18 protein-coding genes are annotated in these 18,720 nt (G+C 49.1%); 1 reads left to right on the top strand and 17 read right to left on the bottom strand.

Features of this window, described 5'->3' with window-relative positions; genetic code table 11:
* Positions 1–557 precede the first annotated feature (557 nt).
* The 16 genes from PXY01_RS12370 to uraD all read right to left on the bottom strand — a co-directional run bounded on the left by PXY01_RS12370 (position 558) and on the right by uraD (position 17,199).
* The gene (locus PXY01_RS12370) at positions 558–806 is read right to left on the bottom strand and encodes an AbrB/MazE/SpoVT family DNA-binding domain-containing protein (RefSeq protein WP_127570328.1); all 249 of its coding nucleotides are present in this window, start codon (positions 804–806) and stop codon (positions 558–560) included.
* 122 nt (positions 807–928) lie between these two features.
* On the bottom strand, positions 929–1,396 hold the full coding sequence (gene trmL / locus PXY01_RS12365) for a tRNA (uridine(34)/cytosine(34)/5-carboxymethylaminomethyluridine(34)-2'-O)-methyltransferase TrmL (RefSeq protein ID WP_127570327.1): 468 nt from the start codon (positions 1,394–1,396) through the stop codon (positions 929–931).
* Positions 1,397–1,584: 188 nt separating this feature from the next.
* On the bottom strand, positions 1,585–2,673 hold the full coding sequence (gene serC / locus PXY01_RS12360) for a 3-phosphoserine/phosphohydroxythreonine transaminase (RefSeq protein ID WP_127570326.1): 1,089 nt from the start codon (positions 2,671–2,673) through the stop codon (positions 1,585–1,587).
* A 319-nt stretch (positions 2,674–2,992) separates the two neighbouring features.
* Positions 2,993–4,417 (bottom strand): type I glutamate--ammonia ligase, encoded by a 1,425-nt coding sequence (glnA, locus tag PXY01_RS12355; RefSeq protein WP_127570324.1) that lies wholly within the window; start codon positions 4,415–4,417, stop codon positions 2,993–2,995.
* A 256-nt stretch (positions 4,418–4,673) separates the two neighbouring features.
* Complete coding sequence (aroF, locus tag PXY01_RS12350) at positions 4,674–5,735, bottom strand: 3-deoxy-7-phosphoheptulonate synthase (RefSeq protein WP_127570322.1); 1,062 nt, start codon at positions 5,733–5,735, stop codon at positions 4,674–4,676.
* 253 nt (positions 5,736–5,988) lie between these two features.
* A complete protein-coding gene (locus PXY01_RS12345; RefSeq protein WP_127570320.1) occupies positions 5,989–6,543 on the bottom strand; it encodes a DUF2062 domain-containing protein in 555 nt (184 codons plus the stop codon).
* Complete coding sequence (locus PXY01_RS12340) at positions 6,543–7,499, bottom strand: 4-hydroxy-3-methylbut-2-enyl diphosphate reductase (RefSeq protein WP_127570318.1); 957 nt, start codon at positions 7,497–7,499, stop codon at positions 6,543–6,545. The genes PXY01_RS12345 and PXY01_RS12340 overlap by 1 nt, the downstream gene beginning before the upstream one ends.
* A gap of 52 nt (positions 7,500–7,551) precedes the next feature.
* Positions 7,552–9,039 carry a sensor histidine kinase gene (locus tag PXY01_RS12335; protein ID WP_127570316.1) on the bottom strand — a complete coding sequence of 496 codons (1,488 nt, stop codon included), beginning with the start codon at positions 9,037–9,039 and terminating at the stop codon, positions 7,552–7,554.
* A 4-nt stretch (positions 9,040–9,043) separates the two neighbouring features.
* Positions 9,044–9,730, bottom strand: a complete 687-nt coding sequence (locus tag PXY01_RS12330; RefSeq protein WP_127570314.1) for a response regulator transcription factor — start codon at positions 9,728–9,730, stop codon at positions 9,044–9,046.
* A 68-nt stretch (positions 9,731–9,798) separates the two neighbouring features.
* A complete protein-coding gene (locus PXY01_RS12325; RefSeq protein WP_127570312.1) occupies positions 9,799–11,505 on the bottom strand; it encodes a S1C family serine protease in 1,707 nt (568 codons plus the stop codon).
* Positions 11,506–11,706: 201 nt separating this feature from the next.
* A complete protein-coding gene (locus tag PXY01_RS12320) occupies positions 11,707–12,120 on the bottom strand; it encodes a YugN family protein (protein WP_127570310.1) in 414 nt (137 codons plus the stop codon).
* A 122-nt stretch (positions 12,121–12,242) separates the two neighbouring features.
* Entirely contained in the window at positions 12,243–12,908 is a 666-nt protein-coding gene (locus tag PXY01_RS12315) for a response regulator (protein WP_127570308.1), read from the bottom strand.
* A 9-nt stretch (positions 12,909–12,917) separates the two neighbouring features.
* Positions 12,918–13,946 carry a sensor histidine kinase gene (locus tag PXY01_RS12310; protein ID WP_127570306.1) on the bottom strand — a complete coding sequence of 343 codons (1,029 nt, stop codon included), beginning with the start codon at positions 13,944–13,946 and terminating at the stop codon, positions 12,918–12,920.
* A 7-nt stretch (positions 13,947–13,953) separates the two neighbouring features.
* Positions 13,954–15,003 (bottom strand): cell wall-active antibiotics response protein LiaF, encoded by a 1,050-nt coding sequence (gene liaF / locus PXY01_RS12305; RefSeq protein WP_127570304.1) that lies wholly within the window; start codon positions 15,001–15,003, stop codon positions 13,954–13,956.
* Between the two features lie 243 nt (positions 15,004–15,246).
* Positions 15,247–16,656, bottom strand: a complete 1,410-nt coding sequence (locus tag PXY01_RS12300; protein ID WP_127570302.1) for a methyl-accepting chemotaxis protein — start codon at positions 16,654–16,656, stop codon at positions 15,247–15,249.
* A 42-nt stretch (positions 16,657–16,698) separates the two neighbouring features.
* A complete protein-coding gene (gene uraD, locus PXY01_RS12295; RefSeq protein ID WP_127570300.1) occupies positions 16,699–17,199 on the bottom strand; it encodes a 2-oxo-4-hydroxy-4-carboxy-5-ureidoimidazoline decarboxylase in 501 nt (166 codons plus the stop codon).
* A gap of 301 nt (positions 17,200–17,500) precedes the next feature.
* On the opposite strand from uraD, the gene PXY01_RS12290 reads away from it, so the two are divergent.
* Positions 17,501–17,941, top strand: coding sequence for an Lrp/AsnC family transcriptional regulator (locus PXY01_RS12290; protein ID WP_127570298.1), 441 nt, complete (start codon positions 17,501–17,503; stop codon positions 17,939–17,941).
* A gap of 116 nt (positions 17,942–18,057) precedes the next feature.
* Here the strand turns inward: PXY01_RS12290 and PXY01_RS12285 are convergent, their stop codons facing one another.
* Positions 18,058–18,612 (bottom strand): 3D domain-containing protein, encoded by a 555-nt coding sequence (locus PXY01_RS12285; protein ID WP_127570296.1) that lies wholly within the window; start codon positions 18,610–18,612, stop codon positions 18,058–18,060.
* Positions 18,613–18,720: the final 108 nt, after the last annotated feature.

The raw sequence follows: 18,720 nt of genomic DNA, 5'->3' as shown, positions 1-18,720 counted from the left end.
ACGCGAATATATATTTTCTTTTCAAATATATCCCATACAATCTTCATATGTAAACAAAATAACCAGTTGTATTTAAATGTTCTCTCAGAAATAATAAATTGTAACGTTACAGTCACATTATACGGGTGAGAAATCAATATGAGACTATGCTGGTTACGTCGACAAAACCAACTCCGCGCATGAAATTATAGCTTGCTGCAAAAAATGTATGTATGCTCAGCTATGTCCGTTGTGTACTGCGCTAACGCCACGGCAGCACCAGAGAAATATATAAACGTAAAAAAAGTAAAAACGTAACAACTTGTTCACAATTAATTTCATTTTCTTTTTCCAGCCAGTTGGGTATAATTAACGTATCATTGGAGGTGTGCGTTGTGACGATTAAATTTCTAATTGTTTGTATCGTCATGGTTATGTTCATCACAGCCATCTTTACAGCATCCTACAACGACGACAAGACGAAGGGTCTGTAATTCGATTTAATTGGTGCGCAGCCTTTGACCCAAAAAAAGCTCCCCGCCATAAGCGGGAAGCTTTTTTTGTAACCATGAAATCGATTAACGGCGAAGCTGACCCATGTCGATCATGCATTCACCGCACACATAACGTTCTTTGAAATCGTTAACCTCTTCCATCGATCCACAGAATACGCATCTTGGACGATACCGTTCGAGAATGATGTGGTCGCCCTGTACAAGAATTTCTACAGGATCTCCCTCGTTCATTTGGTACCTTTTGCGCAGTGACTTAGGCAATACGATGCGCCCAAGTTGGTCTACCTTTCGTACTACACCTGCCGGTTTCATCCAATCACTCCTTGTGTCTTATGTCGCAGCCAGTTATGAGAAACCTATGCACTATAGACTTTCGATGGTTTGCGAGCTTTTCCTTCCCAGATCTAGTTTTTCTTAATATTCTGCAATAATCGTTAGTCGAATAATCCAGGAAAGTTATTTTGACGCAGTGCCTCATACACGACAATTGCGGCAGAATTCGCTAAATTCAACGATCGAACCTTATCGGTCATCGGCATCCGGATTAACGTATCGGGATGCTCGTCCAGCATCTCCTGCGGCAATCCCTTCGTCTCCTTGCCGAACACGAACAAATCTCCGTCCCGATATTCCATATCGCTGTACCGTTTATTCGCACGTGTGCTTGCGAAGAAGAAGCGGTTATCCTTGAAGCGCTCCTTCACCTCGGCGAAGCTGTCGTAATAGGTCAAATTTACTGCATACCAATAGTCGAGACCTGCACGCTTCAATGCAGCATCGTCCGTACGGAAGCCTAACGGGCGAACGAGATGGAGATGTGTACCGGTAGCTGCGCATGTTCTTGCGATATTGCCAGTATTCGCCGGAATTTCCGGTTCGACCAATACGATATGAAAAGGCATATTCGATTCGTCCTTTCTTCCTGCTTTCTAGTTCACAAGTCATGATGAGTAATATTCCCATATTATGTATCTTGTTATGGTTCCGGTAAATGTTGTTACAAGGCTAAACATACAAGACCGCCCACTTCTTCCGGAAATGAAGAAGTGGGCGGTTATTGTCGTCTCCAGTAACGTACGACAACTAGTGCTTAACCGTGACGTTTCTGGAAATCAGCCATAAATTGGGCAAGCGCCTGGCAGCTCTCGAGCGGCACTGCGTTGTAAGTCGAAGCGCGAAGTCCGCCGACGCTCCGATGTCCCTTGAGGCCGACAAAGCCAGCTGCTTCCGATTCCTTCACGAACAGCTTCTCAAGCTCTTCGGAATGAATGCGGAACGTAATGTTCATAATCGAACGGCTTGCCGGATCAGCGAAGCCGCGATAGAAGCCGCTGCTATTGTCAATCGCATCATAGATAAGCTTCGTTTTGTCGCGGTTGAATTGCTCCATTGCCGCTACGCCGCCCTTTTCTTTCAGCCATTTCAGGACGAGCGTTACCATATATACAGAGAATGATGGAGGCGTATTGTACAGCGAAGAGTTCTTCGCGTGCGTCTCATAACGCAGCATCGTCGGAATCGTCTTCGGACTGTTAGCCGCCAAATCGTCGCGAATAATGACAATCGTGACGCCCGATGGACCCAGGTTTTTCTGTGCACCAGCATAGATCAGGCCGAATTTCGACACATCAACCGGACGGGACAGAATATCACTGGACATGTCGGCAATAAGCGATACGCCTGCCGTGTCTGGATAAGCTTGATATTGCGTACCTTCGATCGTTTCGTTCGATGTAATATGAAGGTATGCTGCATTGTCCGGCAGCTCGATCGACGACAAATCCGGAATACGGTTAAATTTGAAGCTTTCGGACGATGCTGCAATAGCCGTCTCGCCGAACAGCTTCGCTTCTTTGTAAGCTTTGTCAGCCCAGCTGCCAGTCATTACGTAAGCACCAGTCTTACCTGGTTGAAGCAGGTTCATTGGAATCGAAGCAAATTGTGTGCTTGCTCCGCCTTGCAGCAGCAGCACATGATAATTGTCCGGAATACCGAACAATTCACGCAGCAAGCTCTGTGCTTCATTATTTACTTGCTCGTACAGCGCGCTGCGGTGAGACATCTCCATAATCGACATGCCTGCCCCGTGATAGTCCACGAATTGCTCCTGCGCTTGCTGCAGCACCTCAAGCGGCAGCGCTGCCGGTCCGGCGTTAAAGTTATAAGCCCGTTTCGTCACCGTATACACCCCTGTCTTCAATTTCAGAAAAGAATAGTCCTCCAGATAAATGTCAGGAGAGGCACGTCCATTCCGATCAACTATTTGCTATGATAGCAAGTTTACGCCGCTACTTCAAGTGTCTAAAAGTCGAACAAAATATATTATTTATTAAAAATCATTCGGATTTAGCACTTTTGTCGCAGTTACTGTCCCATAGCTCATCGACATGGAAAATATATGTTACGAACGATCGACTGCATACCGTTGGATCTTGACCTGCTTCAATGTAAAAAGCGGACCATAGCGGTCCGCTTCATAACGTATGAGTGCGTATATCTTAGCAATCGAAGTAGAGGCCGTACTCGTAAGGATGGATACGGATCGATACTGCTTTCGCTTCAGAACGTTTAACTGCAACGTAGTTGTCGATAAATTCTTTCGTGAAGACATTGCCTTCCGTCAAGAATTCATAGTCTGCTTCCAGAGCGTTAAGCGCTTCGTCAAGCGTGCCTGGTACGCTGCGGATTTCTTTCTTCTCTTCATCGGACATTTCATAGATATTTTTATCGAATGGACCATAGCCGAGTGCAACTGGATCGATTTTACGTTTAATACCGTCGATACCTGCGAGCAGCATTGCTGCGAATGCGAGGTAAGGGTTAGCCGTGGAGTCCGGTGTACGGAACTCGATGCGGCAGCCTTTTGGCGTAACAGCTGCGATCGGAATACGAACTGCAGCGGAACGGTTACCTTTGGAGAATACGAGGTTAACCGGCGCTTCGTAACCAGGAACAAGACGTTTGAACGAGTTCGTCGAAGGGTTCGTCAGCGCGATCAGAGCTGGTGCATGATACAGGATACCGCCGATATAGTTCATTGCGAGCGGGCTCAGGTTAGCATAAGCGCCTTTCTCGTAGAACAGCGGGGAATCGCCGTTGAAGATCGACATATGAACGTGCATGCCGCTGCCGTTGTCGCCAAAGAGTGGCTTAGGCATGAACGTTGCAACTTTGCCGTATTGGCGCGCTACATTGTGCACGATATATTTGTATTTCAACAGGTTGTCAGCCGTTTTCGTCAGCGAGTCGAAGCGGAAGTTGATTTCTGCTTGACCAGCCGTTGCAACCTCATGGTGATGACGCTCTACGCGGAGGCCAGTTTCTTGCAGGAGGCGAACCATTTCGCTGCGGATGTCTTGTTGGGCATCTACTGGTGCAACCGGTACATAGCCGCCTTTAACGTTAACTTTGAAACCAAGGTTACCGCCTTCTTCCTTACGGCCAGTGTTCCAAGCTGCCTCATCGGAATCAACCTCGAAGAACGATTTGTTCATGCTGCTTTCGTAACGAACATCGTCGAAGATGAAGAACTCGGATTCTGGTGCGAAGAACGCTTGCGTGCCGATACCTGTGGATTGAAGATACTCTTCTGCTTTTTGAGCGATCGAACGAGGGTCGCGGTCATAACGCTCGCCGTCCGGCGTGAAGATGTTGCTCATTACGTTAAGCGTTGGATGCTCAGTGAAAGGATCGATGAAGCTCGATGCTGGATCTGGCATCATGACCATGTCGGAGTTTTCGATACCGCGGAAGCCGTTAATCGAAGATCCGTCGAATGCAACGCCATTTACAAAAGTATCAGCGTCAACTTCCGACGCTGGCAGCGTAATGTGATGCGCACGGCCAGCGAGATCAACGAAACGGAAGTCTACGAATTGGATGTTGTTTTCCTTAATGGTGTTCAATACATTTTGGACTGACATGATAAAATCCTCCTATTTCCGAACATTTAGGTTAGGTTGAACGTCAATCGTTCAAGTTTCCTTATTTCTTATGTGGCTATTATAGTACTCGACGATTTACATGGTCAATAGTTATGTAAGGTATTTTTTTAAGTCATGTCAGCTATTCTCACAGCTTTGGAAAATCTATTACAATTTCCGGTGTCGATTCGAAACTAAAAAAACCGTGAACCCCTTGATACGCAAGGGTTCACGGTTATGGTTACCGATAGAAGACTCATTTTACCCAGGAAATAAATTCCTCAGCCGGCTGCTTCGGCGTATCGAATCGTTTGCCAACAATCGGTGCAAGCTTCTCCAAATCCTTTAGTAAGTTTGCGAATTGATCTGGAAATAGCGATTGCACGCCATCACCCGTCATCGAATTGTCGGGATCCGTATGCATTTCGATAATGAGACCATTCGCACCAGCAGCGACCGAAGCTTTGGACATCGGCTCAACTAATTCGCGGCGTCCCGTTCCGTGGCTAGGGTCTGAGATGACCGGAAGATGGCTGAGCGATTGCAAAACTGGAATAGCTGACAAATCGAGCGTATTACGCGTATATGTTTCGAACGTTCGGATTCCGCGCTCACAAAGCATTACGTTCGGATTGCCGCCGGCTAGGATGTATTCCGCAGCATTCAAAAATTCATCATAGGTTGCACTAAAGCCTCGTTTCAGAAGAACCGGCTTATTAATCGTCCCCAGCTTACGAAGCAGGTCAAAGTTTTGCATGTTGCGCGTACCAACTTGCAGAATGTCTGCATATTCTGCACATACATCGACATACTCCGGTGTCATAACCTCCGTAATCGTCAGCAGTCCATGCTTTTGACCAGCTTCGGCCATCATGACCAGCCCTTCCACTCCGATGCCTTGGAAGCTGTATGGGCCGGTACGAGGCTTGAAGGCGCCGCCCCGAAGCACTTGCCCGCCTGCTGCCTTAACGAGACGTGCGATCTCATCAATTTGCGCCGCATTCTCCACTGCACACGGACCGCCCATAATAACGAGATTATCGCCGCCAATCTGTACACCTTTCACTTCAATTATCGTATCGTTCGGATGAAACTCACGGCTGGCGAGCTTGTAGGACTTCGATATTTTAATGACATTATCAACGTCCTTTAACTGCCGCAGATGCTCAGCAAGCGCCGGCTCAGCCTTGCCAATAATGCCGATGACGGTACGATCCGTGCCTCTTGAAACGTGGGCTTGAACACCCGCCTTCTCGATCTGCAGTACAATCTCTGCAATACGTTCTTCGGTAATGTTAGATTTCGTAATGACAATCATATCGATCTCTCCTCAATTTCTTATTTATAGATGGGATATTTTCGTATAAGAAACATCTTTTACACTTCAACGCTTGTATGCTTTTAAGCTTTTATGCTTTGTGGCTTTTATGCTTTTAACCGCTAAAGTGAATATACATTATTTCACCGCATTCGTCAATAGGGTCTATTCGTACTGTAGGTATTCCCGTTCATGATCGTACTGGTAGAGAACGACAAATAGCCTCCACCCATAAGGATGAAGGCTACGAAGTTCACTCTGTGACCGGATTAGCTGTTGGTGTATCTTTGCGCTTTAGTTTTCTTTTCTTCCGTCTCCGTTCCGTGAAGAAAGCTATGCCGTACCTCACTGGAAAGTAGAACAGAATACCAAGAAGAGTACCATTAATGAATCCGCCAACGATAAGCTTCAAGTTATATTCAATAAATTTGTTGACAAATTGCGGGAGGAATGAAATATCGACCTGAAGATGATCCGGTAATATCCATCCTCCCACTATTCCGCTAAGGAAAGCAATCGGAATAAAAATGATCTTGCCGAACACGAAGCCGCTTAATGCTCCAGCCATGCTCGCCTTCATCAAATAAACGAGCGGGAACATGAGTAGAAACGCCAGACCGAACGTTGGCAGCGTAATCATCTCAATCGCAATGCCAATCGAGAAGCCAAGCGCCACCTTCGCCGATCCGCCTGGAGCCCGCATTAACTTAATAAATTTATGCTTGAACCAGCGCTTCAGTCCTACCAGCTTATTCGTTGGTACGTCCGCAGCGCTCCCCTGCAGCTTCACCTGTTCTTTGTCCGTCATCACTTCGCACCTGCCGTTTTCGTGCGAATCGTCGGCAAGAGCTTGTTCATGTTAATCGTACGCCGTTTCTCCCATGTCGAAGGATCATTCGAATCGAATTGCTCCAGGAACGTAATGACTTCCTTCGTAATCGGTGTCGGCGTCGATGCACCGGACGTGACTGCGACGCGTTCTAAACCCTTCAGCCATTCAATATCAATCTCACTTAGGTCAGCAACCCGATAAGCCTTCACGCCGGCAATTTCTTCGGATACCTGCGCCAGACGGTTCGAGTTGTTGCTCCGAGGATCGCCAACTACGATAACAAGCTGAGCCTGATTCGCTTGTTCCGCAACGGCTTCTTGACGAACCTGCGTCGCAAGACAGATCTCGTTATGAATCTCAGCATGCGGATATTTCTCCAGCAGCTTCGAAATTAGTGTACGGATGTCCCATTGCGACATCGTTGTCTGATTCGTAATGAGCAGCTTTTCGCTCTGTACGTCCAGCTTCTCAATATCTTGTTCGCGCTCAATCAGATGAACGTGATCCGGCGCGATGCCGATAGCACCCTCTGGCTCTGGGTGTCCTTGCTTACCGATATAAATAATGTCATAACCTTCTGCCGTCTTCGTACGAATGAGGTCATGAGTCTTCGTAACATCTGGACATGTCGCGTCTACGACGGTTAGCCCCTTGTCGATCGCACGCTGTCTTACTTCCGGCGAAACGCCGTGAGCTGTAAAAATAACAGTCCCCTTCTCAATCTGTTCCAATATTTCAAGCCGGTTAGGGCCATCAAGCGTAATCACGCCCTCCTGCTTGAATGCTTCCGTTACATGTGCATTGTGAACGATCATTCCTAATATGTGAACCGGTCTTGGAAGGTCCAGGTTGCGAGCAGTCTGCAGAGCAAGCACCATTGCATCTACTACGCCATAACAATAGCCGCGTGGTGAAATTTTGACAACTTCCATGACTAAACACCTACTTTCTGCCGATGCCAAGTTCCTCGGCCTTACAATCCATTCACTCCATTATACCCGATTCGGAGTGCTGAGGAAAGCTGACAGGCAGCCAAATGGTAAAAGTGCTTCCCGCTTCTTCACGCGTGATGACTTCAACAAAGCCATGATGCTCGTCGATGATCCATTTCGCGATGGATAATCCAAGACCAGTCCCGCTTGTCTTGCCGCGCGATTCATCCGCCCGATAGAACCTGTCGAAAATGTTCGGTACTTCCTCTCGTTTCATACCGATACCAGTATCCTTAATTACAATACCGACTCGGTCCTCCAGCTTTCTGACGCTTAGGTCAACCGTACCGCTTGGCGTATATTTAAACGCGTTCTCGATAAATATAAACAGCAGCTGCCGCAAATAATCCGAATTCCCGTACACGAGCGTTCCTTCGAGAATACTATAATCATGTGTGATCCACTCCGCATTTCGCGGCAAATGCTGGGCCCGGCGGGATACATCCTCGATTATCGGAAGCAGCTCTACCTCCGACTTCTCCATGACGAAGCCAGCGTCTGCCCGCGCGAGCGACAGCAAATCATTGACGAGCCGGCTCATTCGAATCGCTTCGTCTGCAATGTCCTGCATCGCTTCCTGCGACATGGCGATCCGCTCCGCCTCCATCTCCGACACAGCCGGTGCCGTTCCGTTCTCGTCCCCAAGCGCCGGTCGCGACATCCGTTGGAGCAGCTCAATATTGCCGCGTATCGTCGTCAGTGGAGTCCGCAGCTCATGCGAAGCGTCCGACACGAACCGTCGCTGAGAATGATAGGCCTCGTCCAGCTCGTTATATGCCTTCTCCAGCTTGGATAACATTCCATTGAGCGTATCAATCAACCGGCCAATCTCGTCGTTCGCCTTCAACCTCGGTATGCGATGGCTCAGATCGGAGCCTTTCTCGATCTGGCGCGAGGCACTGATCACGTTCTCAATGGGACGCAGCGCCTTGCGCGCGAGCAGCAGCCCGGTAGCAGCGGCAATCAGTACAGCCGCAAGCGAGCTTATAATTAGAATCGTGCGCAGATCGTAGAGATACTCGGCCTGACTGCCTGTGTAAGCGCCGATTTGTACGATATAGAGAACCTGTTGATCCAATCCGAACAGCTTTATCTCGCACAGCATGAACGGATTTCCGTTCGTCTTCACGGTACGGTAGTGAATAAGATCAGAATCGTTCCACTGCGCAGGTTTAGGAAACTGAAGGTTGTTTTGCAGCATATTTGAGGATTTATCAGCAATATTGTCATAGGGTACATTGTACAGCTGTACATACAATTCACTTTGCAGCGTCGAGTTCGTCAATCGATTAAGAACAATACTGCCACTCCAGCCGCCCCGGCTCTCCTCAAGCAGCTGCTTCGCACTTTCGCCGAGCCGGACCTTCACCTCGTTATTGGAATTATAGTTAACATAGAAATATAGAGTGCTTCCGAACAGCAGTAAAATAATGGCCACCATTCCGGAGTACCATAGCGTAAGCCGCAGCCGTATCGACATGTTGTCAGCCTTCCCCTCTTAGTACGTAGCCGGTACCGCGCACGGTCTGAATGAGCCGCTTGGCCGAACCGAGCTCCGTCTTCTGCCTCAGCATCGCAATATATACTTCAAGCACGTTCGATTCGCCGCTGTAGTCATAGCCCCATATTTTGTCCATAATCGAATCCCGGGTAAGTACTCTGCGCGGATTTTGCATAAACAGATGAAGAAGATCGAACTCCTTGGCTGTCAGATCAATTCTGCGACCTCCACGAATTGCTTCCCGCGAATCGAGATCAAGTGTAAGATCCTCGAACTGAAGACGGCCATCTGTTTCTTGCTTATCAGGCTTACGTCGAAGCAGCGCGCGTACTCTCGCCAGCAGCTCCTCTAATGCAAACGGTTTCACTAAATAGTCGTCGGCTCCAATATCAAGCCCCCGTACGCGGTCTTGAATTTCATCCTTCGCGGTGAGCATCAGAATCGGTACACCGCTGCCCGCCTCCCGGACACGCCGACATACCTCCCAGCCGTCCATGTTCGGCATCATGACATCTAGAATGAGCAGATCAGGGTCCGATTGCTGCATCAGCTTAAGCCCTTCCTGGCCGTCGTTGGCGATCGTCACCTCGTAGCCCTCGAACGCTAAGCTCCTCCGAAGCATCGAAGTAATTTTATCGTCGTCATCTACTACAAAAATACGATGTCTCATATGCCGAACACTCCTTCTACGTCAAGAAACGCAGGCGGTTATTCGCCGTCCTGCGTTTCACTGTTAATTTATTGTTGGATAGTTAATTCATTCTTGTCGCCGATCGTAATTGGCAGATCGATTGCTTTACCGTTACGAATTACATTAAGCGTAATCTGATCGCCGACCTTATGGGCTACAATCGCTTCTTTCAGCTTCTCGGACGTTCCGTATTTTTTGCCATCTACTCCCGTAATGACATCGTATTGGCGCACGTCTGCCTGATAAGCAGGCGATTTGTAGTATACGCCCGTTACAAGCACACCCTCTGTCGTATCAAGTCCAAGCTGTTTCGCGTATTGCTCAGTCAAGTCCGCAAGATCGACACCGATATATGGAGACGGCGCTTTCGGAATTTCTTTATTATTCTTCAGGCTGTCCAATACCTCTTGAATCGTGCTCGTCGGAATCGCGAAGCCAATCCCTTGCGCCTGCGAGCTTACAGCCGTATTAATACCGATCACTTCCCCCTGCAAATTCAGCAGCGGACCGCCGGAGTTGCCCGGGTTAATCGATGCATCAGTCTGAAGCAAATGCTTGTATTCACGCGTGCCATCTTCATCCGAAATGTCGATTGGACGCTCCTTCGCGCTCAGTACACCAATCGTAACGGTATGGTCAAAACCGTATGGGTTGCCGATAGCGACTACCCAATCACCGATGTTGATACTGTCAGAGGAACCGAGTGTCAGCGTCGGGAACGGCTTATCTCCTTCTACTTTCAGCACAGCCAAGTCCAGATCGTAGCTTGAACCAAGCAGCTTCGCTGTGAATGGCTTATCATACCCTTGCACCGTCACTTGAATTTCGTCGGCGCTGGAAACAACGTGCTGGTTCGTCAGAATATAGCCGGTCTCATCGAAGAAGAACCCTGTTCCAATTCCTGATGGCGTCAGCTTGCTTTCGCCTTGCTGCTCCCGCTGACTGGAGCCTGGATAGTCGTCACCGAAGAACTGGCGGAAGAATGGATCATCGAACAGTCCGCCACCTTGCTGCCGCGACTGCTGCTTCACATAGGTTTCGATTTTTACGACAGCCGGACTAGCTTGCTCGAAAATTTTCGCAATATTGTTCGGCCGCACCACATCTGCCACATTGGAAACTCCTGCACTGCCGCCGCTCGCCGACACCGTGCTGCCAGTCTGGCTAGCGCTGGAAGCGACTGCTTCCTTCTTCGTGAACCAATTGTTCGTATCCGCTGCATATCCGAGAGCACCGACGACGATAACGCCCGCGATGAATGCAGAGAACATGCCTACCCACGAGGATCGGCGCTTCTCTTTCAACTGCCAACCGCTTCTCACCGAGCTCGATGCCGCTGCTGGTACGAACGTCCGGTTTTGCATCGGGAGGACATTGCTAGACTCTTGCGGATTCGGCATATATTCCGCCGGACGCGGATAAACCTCATTCTGCGTTCTCGCCTCAACCTGTGAGACCTGCGGAGCCTCCGGCCAATTGTCCGTACGGCTCGGGCCGTCTTGGTTATATGCACCTGTCCGTCCATTCTGTTCCGGCTGCTGGTGGAAGCTGTTATGCCGTCCCTCCTGCGCGCCAGGCTTTAAAGGTCCATAAGAATAATAGTAAGAGGATTTATTAGATGATTGATCCGCTTGAGCCTCGTCATGCTGCGCATTCTCATTAGAGCTCGAATGTTCTGTGCTCTGCTCACGCGCTTCGTCAGGTTTGTCGGTGAAAAAATCGTCATAAGGACCTTTTCTGTTCTGATCGTCCATCAGTACGTCCCTCCATATTCATAAGTCTGCCGTTTTGTTATTTCTATCATGCACATTCTACCTTAAAACAAACTTAAAAAGAATTAAAACAATAATGAATTTATAACAAAATAAACAAACCTCTTGCGAATCGGACCAGCAAGCTGCCAGAACGAATAACAAGAGGTACTTCACATAACAGACTGTGGAAGCCTGCAGCCACTAAGCAAGCAGCACATGCTCAGCCGCAGCTAACGCATGCTTCGCCTTATCAATCCAGACCGCTTCCACCCGTGCATCCGGATCTGCCGGTGACTGAAACTGATCGAACACACTGCCTGCCAGCCTGACAGTAGCTTCCTCATCATTGCCTTCTTGATACAGGTGCTTCAGAACGAACGGCGTGCCGAACTTAATAGAAGCATTGTTATCTGCTCGATCTACATCGATTGAGCCTGTTATAACCTCGAACGGAAGCCTTAGCCATACTTTACGCTCATCGTCCAAATAACGATCAAACGTACCGCGATCATAATCCCAATTGCCGCCTAGCGTGAACTGTTCCCGTTCGAGCTTCTCTTTCGCTTCGGCGAACTCACATTCCGTAAATTCAATATCGGATCGAAGCGCAATCATGCTCACTCCCCCTTTCGGCACAGCGGAAAGCTCCAGCCAGCACTTAGCTTACCGCTGAAATAACGATATGCCTTAGAGTGTCCTGCCTACCCGGCGATTATGCCAGTCCGATCCGTATTCGCCTATTGCTGTGCCTTCACCCAGCCTTTACGATGAGCATAAACTGCCAGCTGCGTCCGATCCTCAAGCTCGCATTTCATCAATAGATTGCTAACATGCGTCTTCACCGTTTTGATACTGATGTGAAGCTCCTCGGCAATTTCTTTGTTTGACATACCATCTGCAATAAGAAGCAGCACTTCCTTCTCGCGTTCAGTCAGTCCTTCGTCCGCACCTTGAGCCGAACGCTGGCGCAAGCCGCGCGTCAACGCCTGCGAGACGTCGCCGGTCATGACCGGCATCCCTTTGACAGCTCCCAACAAAGCGTAAATTAACTCCTCTGCCGACACCGTCTTCAGCACATAGCTGACAGCTCCCGCCTCGACCGCTGCCAATACCTTCTCATCTTCCAAAAAGCTGGTCAGCATCACAATCTTCAAATCCGGATAACGTTCAATTAATGCTGCAGTCGTCTGAATGCCATCCATAACCGGCATCATCAAATCCATCAAAATAAGATCAGGCCGAGTCTCCATCTTCTCAATCATTTGCAGCGCCTCGCTGCCGTTACTTGCTTCAGCCATAACCTCGAACTTCGGCTCCAGCATTAGGTACGTTTTCAGCCCTGCCCTGACCATGTCGTGATCGTCGATAATCATAACGGTGTACTTATTATTCGTAATCCCCATCGCTGGTCTCTAACCTCTCTTGTCCGTATATTTCGGTATCGTGACTCGAATCCGTGTACCGCCGCCAGGCTTACTGAACAAAATCGCATCTCCACTCAGCTTCTGAGCTCTCTCCCGCATGGTGGACAGTCCGTATGAGCCTTCCCGTACTTCGTTCGGCCGGAAACCGACACCATCGTCCGACAATGTCAGCAGGATTTGATTCTCTGTCTCCGACATGGAGAGCACCGCCCGCGACGCGCGTGCATGCTTCACAATGTTCGCCATTGCCTCTTGAATGATTAGGAACAGCTGATGCTCCTTCGCCTCTGACAGCGGCTCTTGCACGCGCCAGTCCAATTCGCCCTGCAGCTGATTCTGTCTACAATAGTCAGGAAACCACTTGTCCAGCGCCTGCTGCAAAGACCGCCCCTCCAGCTCCATCGGCCTCAGCTGCGCAATGAAGCCGCGCATTTGCTTCTGTGCAAGCGTCGAAATTTCAATCAGCTGCTTCATCACATCCGCCGCATACTCTGGATTCACTTCAAGCAGCTTAGGAAGTGAAGAAGCGGACATATGAATGGCGAACAACTGCTGACTGACGGTATCGTGCAGGTCGCGCGCAAGCCGCTTTCTCTCCTCGAGTACCGCCGCTTCATTCGATGCCATCTCTCGCATCACTTGCTCCTCGCCTGCTGCCTGCGCCAGTTTCAGCCGCTCCTCGACCGCTGCAGCCATCTCGTTAAACTCTGCATGAACCGCCTCAAACAAGCGCGCGCCGTTCGATTGCATTCGAACGGCCCAATTCCCATTATTCGCTTGCTTAAGCGCAATATGAATCGCATCGATGCGGCGCTGAATCGTCTGCGCCGTCCAATAGCCAAACCCTGCACTCACCAGCAGAATAGCACCAATCGCCAGCATTCCAAATTCAACGACGTGATCCGCATCGAACAGCCACTCGCGCAGTGCATACACGCATCCGACGGACAACAGGGCAGAGACGGAGAACATCATAATAATTTCGAGCTTGCCGCTTCGCAGCAAACGAACCATCATAACCCGCTCACCCTACCTTCGTTACTCGCACATCGCCGATAAACGTGCTGCATACCAATTTAATTCGTTTTTCCGTTTCTTCATAGTAAGGCGTCTGAAAATCCATGCTTCTAAACATACGGTTGTCGTTCATATCCATTACGCGGGCGACACCAATGAATGCGCTCGATACAACATGAATGCCGACCTCGTAATCGTTAGGCAAATAAATCTTCACGTCGCCGATAAAAGACGAAATCGTAATTTTGGTCTCGCCGGCAGGAATATGCGCCCTCGTCAAATCAATTACCGTATCGCCAATAAAATGCGAAATGTTAAGCGGCTTCAGCTCCCAGTGGTCATGACCGATATGAATATCCCCGATAAAGCCGGAACGGTTCATCGCATTCGGATTGTTATCCCACCATTCCACCCGTCCTGATGGATTACGGCGCTTATAATGCTCCTGACGACGCAGCTCCCGCATATGCTCACGCATGCTTCGATTCATCTGACGAATGTGCTCTCTATGATGCTTGCTCAGATCTGGTCGGTATACTTCATCATATCCGCTGTTCGATAGAACCGGTTCATCCGTCTTCGAAGAAAGGTTCTCGCCTCCATCAGTACCAGCCAACGTTGGATCGGGATGAAGCGGCGGAGCAGGCGGCACATAGCCTCCAGGCTTATAGGTCTGCCAATCATCATGTCCGTCATATAACCGTCTGCTTTCCCCCTTCGGCCTGAAGATCATATTCAGTCCGAACAAGATCAGGACGACAGGAACGACGAACCGGAACAAGTCCCCGACCGACCAATCGAACCAATCCAGGTTGCGGCCGAGAAAGATAAAACCAATCGCGATCATAATTCCGCCCCACAGCGCTCCTCCACCTCCGCCTTGCCGATGAAACAGCAAACCATCGAATCCAGCGAAAATTAAGAACACAGGCCAAAATACAGAGACGATGTCGCCAATATCGAACTCAATGATCCCGAGCTGCTTAAGCAGAAAGCCCCCGCCAAACGCGACTATGACCATGCCCCAAAAAATCCGGCTTGCATAATGTCTATTCATCGTCTTCAACTCCTAAATCGTGCTACCTTGTTTACATGTTCATTATATCGAAAGCAGCGCTTTCTTTTAACCGTCGATTGGTTGAATCCGATATCCGTCTCAAGACCGAGACAAGTGAACCGTTGAACAGCCTCTTTCGTTATAAGCTGTACAAACTTAAAAAACGGAGGCAGAGCTGCACGCTCCACACATCCGCTATTTCTACCTCTAACTTAGACCTCTTGTATCTTTCATAAGTACGAATCATTCACTTGCGGCTAGTCGAACATCCGCTCCTAATACGCCGATCGATTGACCATCAGCTCCCCGAATCGGTACAGCAATTGTCATACATGGACGTTTCGTTATAGCCGAAACATATACATCAGACTTGAACGGTTTTCCCTCCATTGCCCGTTTCCACCAGTCCCGTCCTTTCGCATTCAACAGCCCTGCTTCCGGCAAGGAGAATATGAACGTCCCATCCTCCCGATTCGACCAGACCGCTTCTATGCCTTCCTTCGAATTCAGCAGCTCCGTCAGCTTGCGTGCATGAGCATTGTCCTCCATCGATCGCAGCTCGCTAAGCGACGCCTGCTCCTCAAGCCACCCGAGCAGCTCATCTACGTCCACACCAGCAGCCTGCGCTTCGCTGCGGTAGCCGATCTGCTCCAGCGTATCGGCAAGCTCACCCGACGTCTTGCTCAAATTGCGGCTAATCTTGCCCAGCTTCGCGATCTGATCCCGCTGACGCTGAGACATCGCAATGGTACCGTCCACACTGTGCAGCGTCTCATTGACCGTGTCGACGACTTCCTTCAGCATTAGCGACAGCTCGCCCATATGTCCGGCTTGGGCGGTATTCGCTTGATCGGTCAGACTAACAAGCCGGTCCACCTCGGTAATCTTCTCTACAATCTCGTTCATCCGCGCTTTGCTGCGCGCCACTTCCTCGACGCCGCTAACGACAGCCTTCCTCTCATTCTCGACCGAAATGACCACCTTCTGAATACCGCTCTCGATCTGATCAACAATTCCGGTAGAACGTCGTACCGCTTCATGGCTTTGTTCCGCCAGCTTGCGGATTTCTTGTGCAACGACAGAGAAGCCTCGGCCATACTCGCCAGCATGCGCCGCTTCGATCGAGGCATTCAAAGCGAGCAGTGAGGTCTGGGATACAATGTCTTGAATTAACTTATTGATTTCATATATGCTAGACATCTGTTCAATCAACGACCGGAATTGCGCTTCCATCGACTGATTGTGGATGTTCAAATCATTCATCACTTTATCAGTCGTATCAAGCGAACGGAATACATCTGTAACGACCAGCTTCGTTTCCTTGCTTTCACTGCTCAGCCTTGTCGAGGCTGCGCTAATCTCATCAGCCGACGCCGCGACCTCCTGCAGCACAGAGAACGCTTCATCAATCTTCTCAACGGCCAATTTGCTGCGCCCCAGCATCTGCTCTTCCTGCTTCGACACATGATCTGCCACCTCGGTCAATCGGCTGATCGATTGATTCACCTCATCAACAGCCGCATTTAACCGATTCGATATGACCTCAGACTCATTGAACAGCCTGCCTAACAGTTGTTTCTCCGACGAGACCTCCTCGTTAAATTGCCTCCGCTCCTCATCCCGTTTCCACAACTTCAACAAAGCTCCAACCATATTAACCTCTCCCGCTCCCATTATGGACTTTCTGCTTATCTGTTACTGCTCGACTTTCTCTGCCAATCTAAATTTCGTAATTCGACCGATCTCGGCAATTGCCGTCTGCAGCTCCTCATCACGCCCATTGTACAGACGGCGCTGCATCGACTCTATAATCTCTGTCTTCTGCTTCCCTTTCACCGCCATAATGAACGGAAATCCGAAACGACTCGTATAACGTTGATTCAATTCGGACAACAGCTTATATTCCTCTTCCGTTAGGCTGTCAAGACCTGCTCCTCGCTGCTCGGATACTGAAGCATCCGTCATCGCAAGCCGAGTCCCTAAATCCGGGTGGCTGCGCAGCAGACGCACGGTCTCTTCCTCACTTAAGCTACGAATGACTTCGACAAGTCCAGCATGCAATCCATCCCCGCTCCGATAAGGCCGCTTGTCGTATACACGCTCCATCACCCAAGGAGAATGCTCCACAACCCAGCCAACCGATTCCAAAAATGAATTCCGATCCATCACATTCAGCTGCTCAATCGTATATTTCATTGTCTACCTCCATTTCAAATGTTAATTATCATCACAAGTTAACAGCCCTCCTGTACGATTTTTGATATACTCCAAAGCTTGTGTGAACTAATCTACCTCGTAAAAACCTGTCTCCATTTGCATAATTATTACAAATTTAATGCACTAAATACTTTTATTATCTTATATATACCGCAATTCCCGTTGAAATAAAAGAAGTTTTTTACACTGTCGAAAAAGCATGCTTAAGAAAGATCTATTTCCAAACGAACGTTTTTATGTTATGTTTTATTACATAATGAAACGGAAGGGTGGATTGCATATGGTACCTCCGCACTTGGACGATATCGATCAACGAATCGTCGAATTGCTGCTAAATAATGGGCGGCTGCCCTATGCAAAGATAGGCGAGTCGCTTAACCTGTCCAGAGTCGCGATTCAGAAACGAGTGGAATCCCTTGTCGAAGACGGGATCATCGAGCATTTTACGATACGAGTCAATGCTGCGAAGCTTGGTAAATCGGTTTCCGCTTTCTTCGAAGTCGTCGTCGAGCCAAGACTCGTCGAACAAGTTGGACGTCAGCTTGCAGAAGAGCCCAGCATCATGAGCGTCTATCAAACGACCGGCCCGAGCACCTTGCATATGCACGCCCAATTGAAAGATGAGGATGAGCTCGAGGAATTTCTTTATGACAAAATTTATTCGCTGCAGGGAATTATCAGTGTCGACACTCGGCTCGTCATAAAAAACTTCAAGCCTTAATCTGATTGATAGTATTAGTATTCACTCATATGAAAAAGCTGTCTTTAAAGTCTTAGATCAAGACTTCTTAAGACAGCTCTTTCACTCTTCATATAGTCGGCAGCGCTTGAAGCCGCTTATGATTCAAGAACGTTCTGCGGAATCGACTGATTAGCTGCAAGTGCTTCGTCAATTGAGTTAAGCCATGCTTGAGTGAGCTTGCCGTTCCCACGTTTGATCACACGCACCTGAACCGTTCGTTTACCCCACTGCTCATACACCTGCTTAATCGTATCAAAGTAGAGATCGATTCGATTTCCTTTTATCGCAGAGCCCGTGTCGGCTACGACACCGTAGCCATAGTTCGGAATGTAAAGCAGCGTTCCAATCGGAAAAACCTTCGGATCAGCGGCAATCGTCGATATTTTGCCCCGCCGAACTTTTACTCCAGAATACGTAATGCCGTATTGTGGATGTCCCGGACGCTTTCCGGTCGATTCGACACCAGCGGTGTAGCCGGTAGCCACAACTTCGACCGTCATGGAGTCGCCGCCTCCCCGCGAACCGGCCGCGACTGCCGCTGCAGCCTTCGCGCTATCCCTCCCTTCGATTGTGATTCCGCTTAATAGTACGGTCAACCCTAAACTTGCAAGGATAGCGCGGCGCTGCAGCCGTGCGAAGCTTGATAACATTCGTTACCTCCTCCTCATTACGAGGTTGCCCCGCCATTTGAAAAATTATGCACTACAAAAAATAGCCGATCCGCCTCTACCGTCAATTAAATAACGGGCCGGCGAATC

Source organism: Paenibacillus xylaniclasticus (genome assembly GCF_004001065.1).
Classification (GTDB): domain Bacteria; phylum Bacillota; class Bacilli; order Paenibacillales; family Paenibacillaceae; genus Paenibacillus_T; species Paenibacillus_T xylaniclasticus.
Note: the sequence above shows the minus strand (reverse complement) of the source record. Positions and strands in the feature narration are given on the sequence as shown.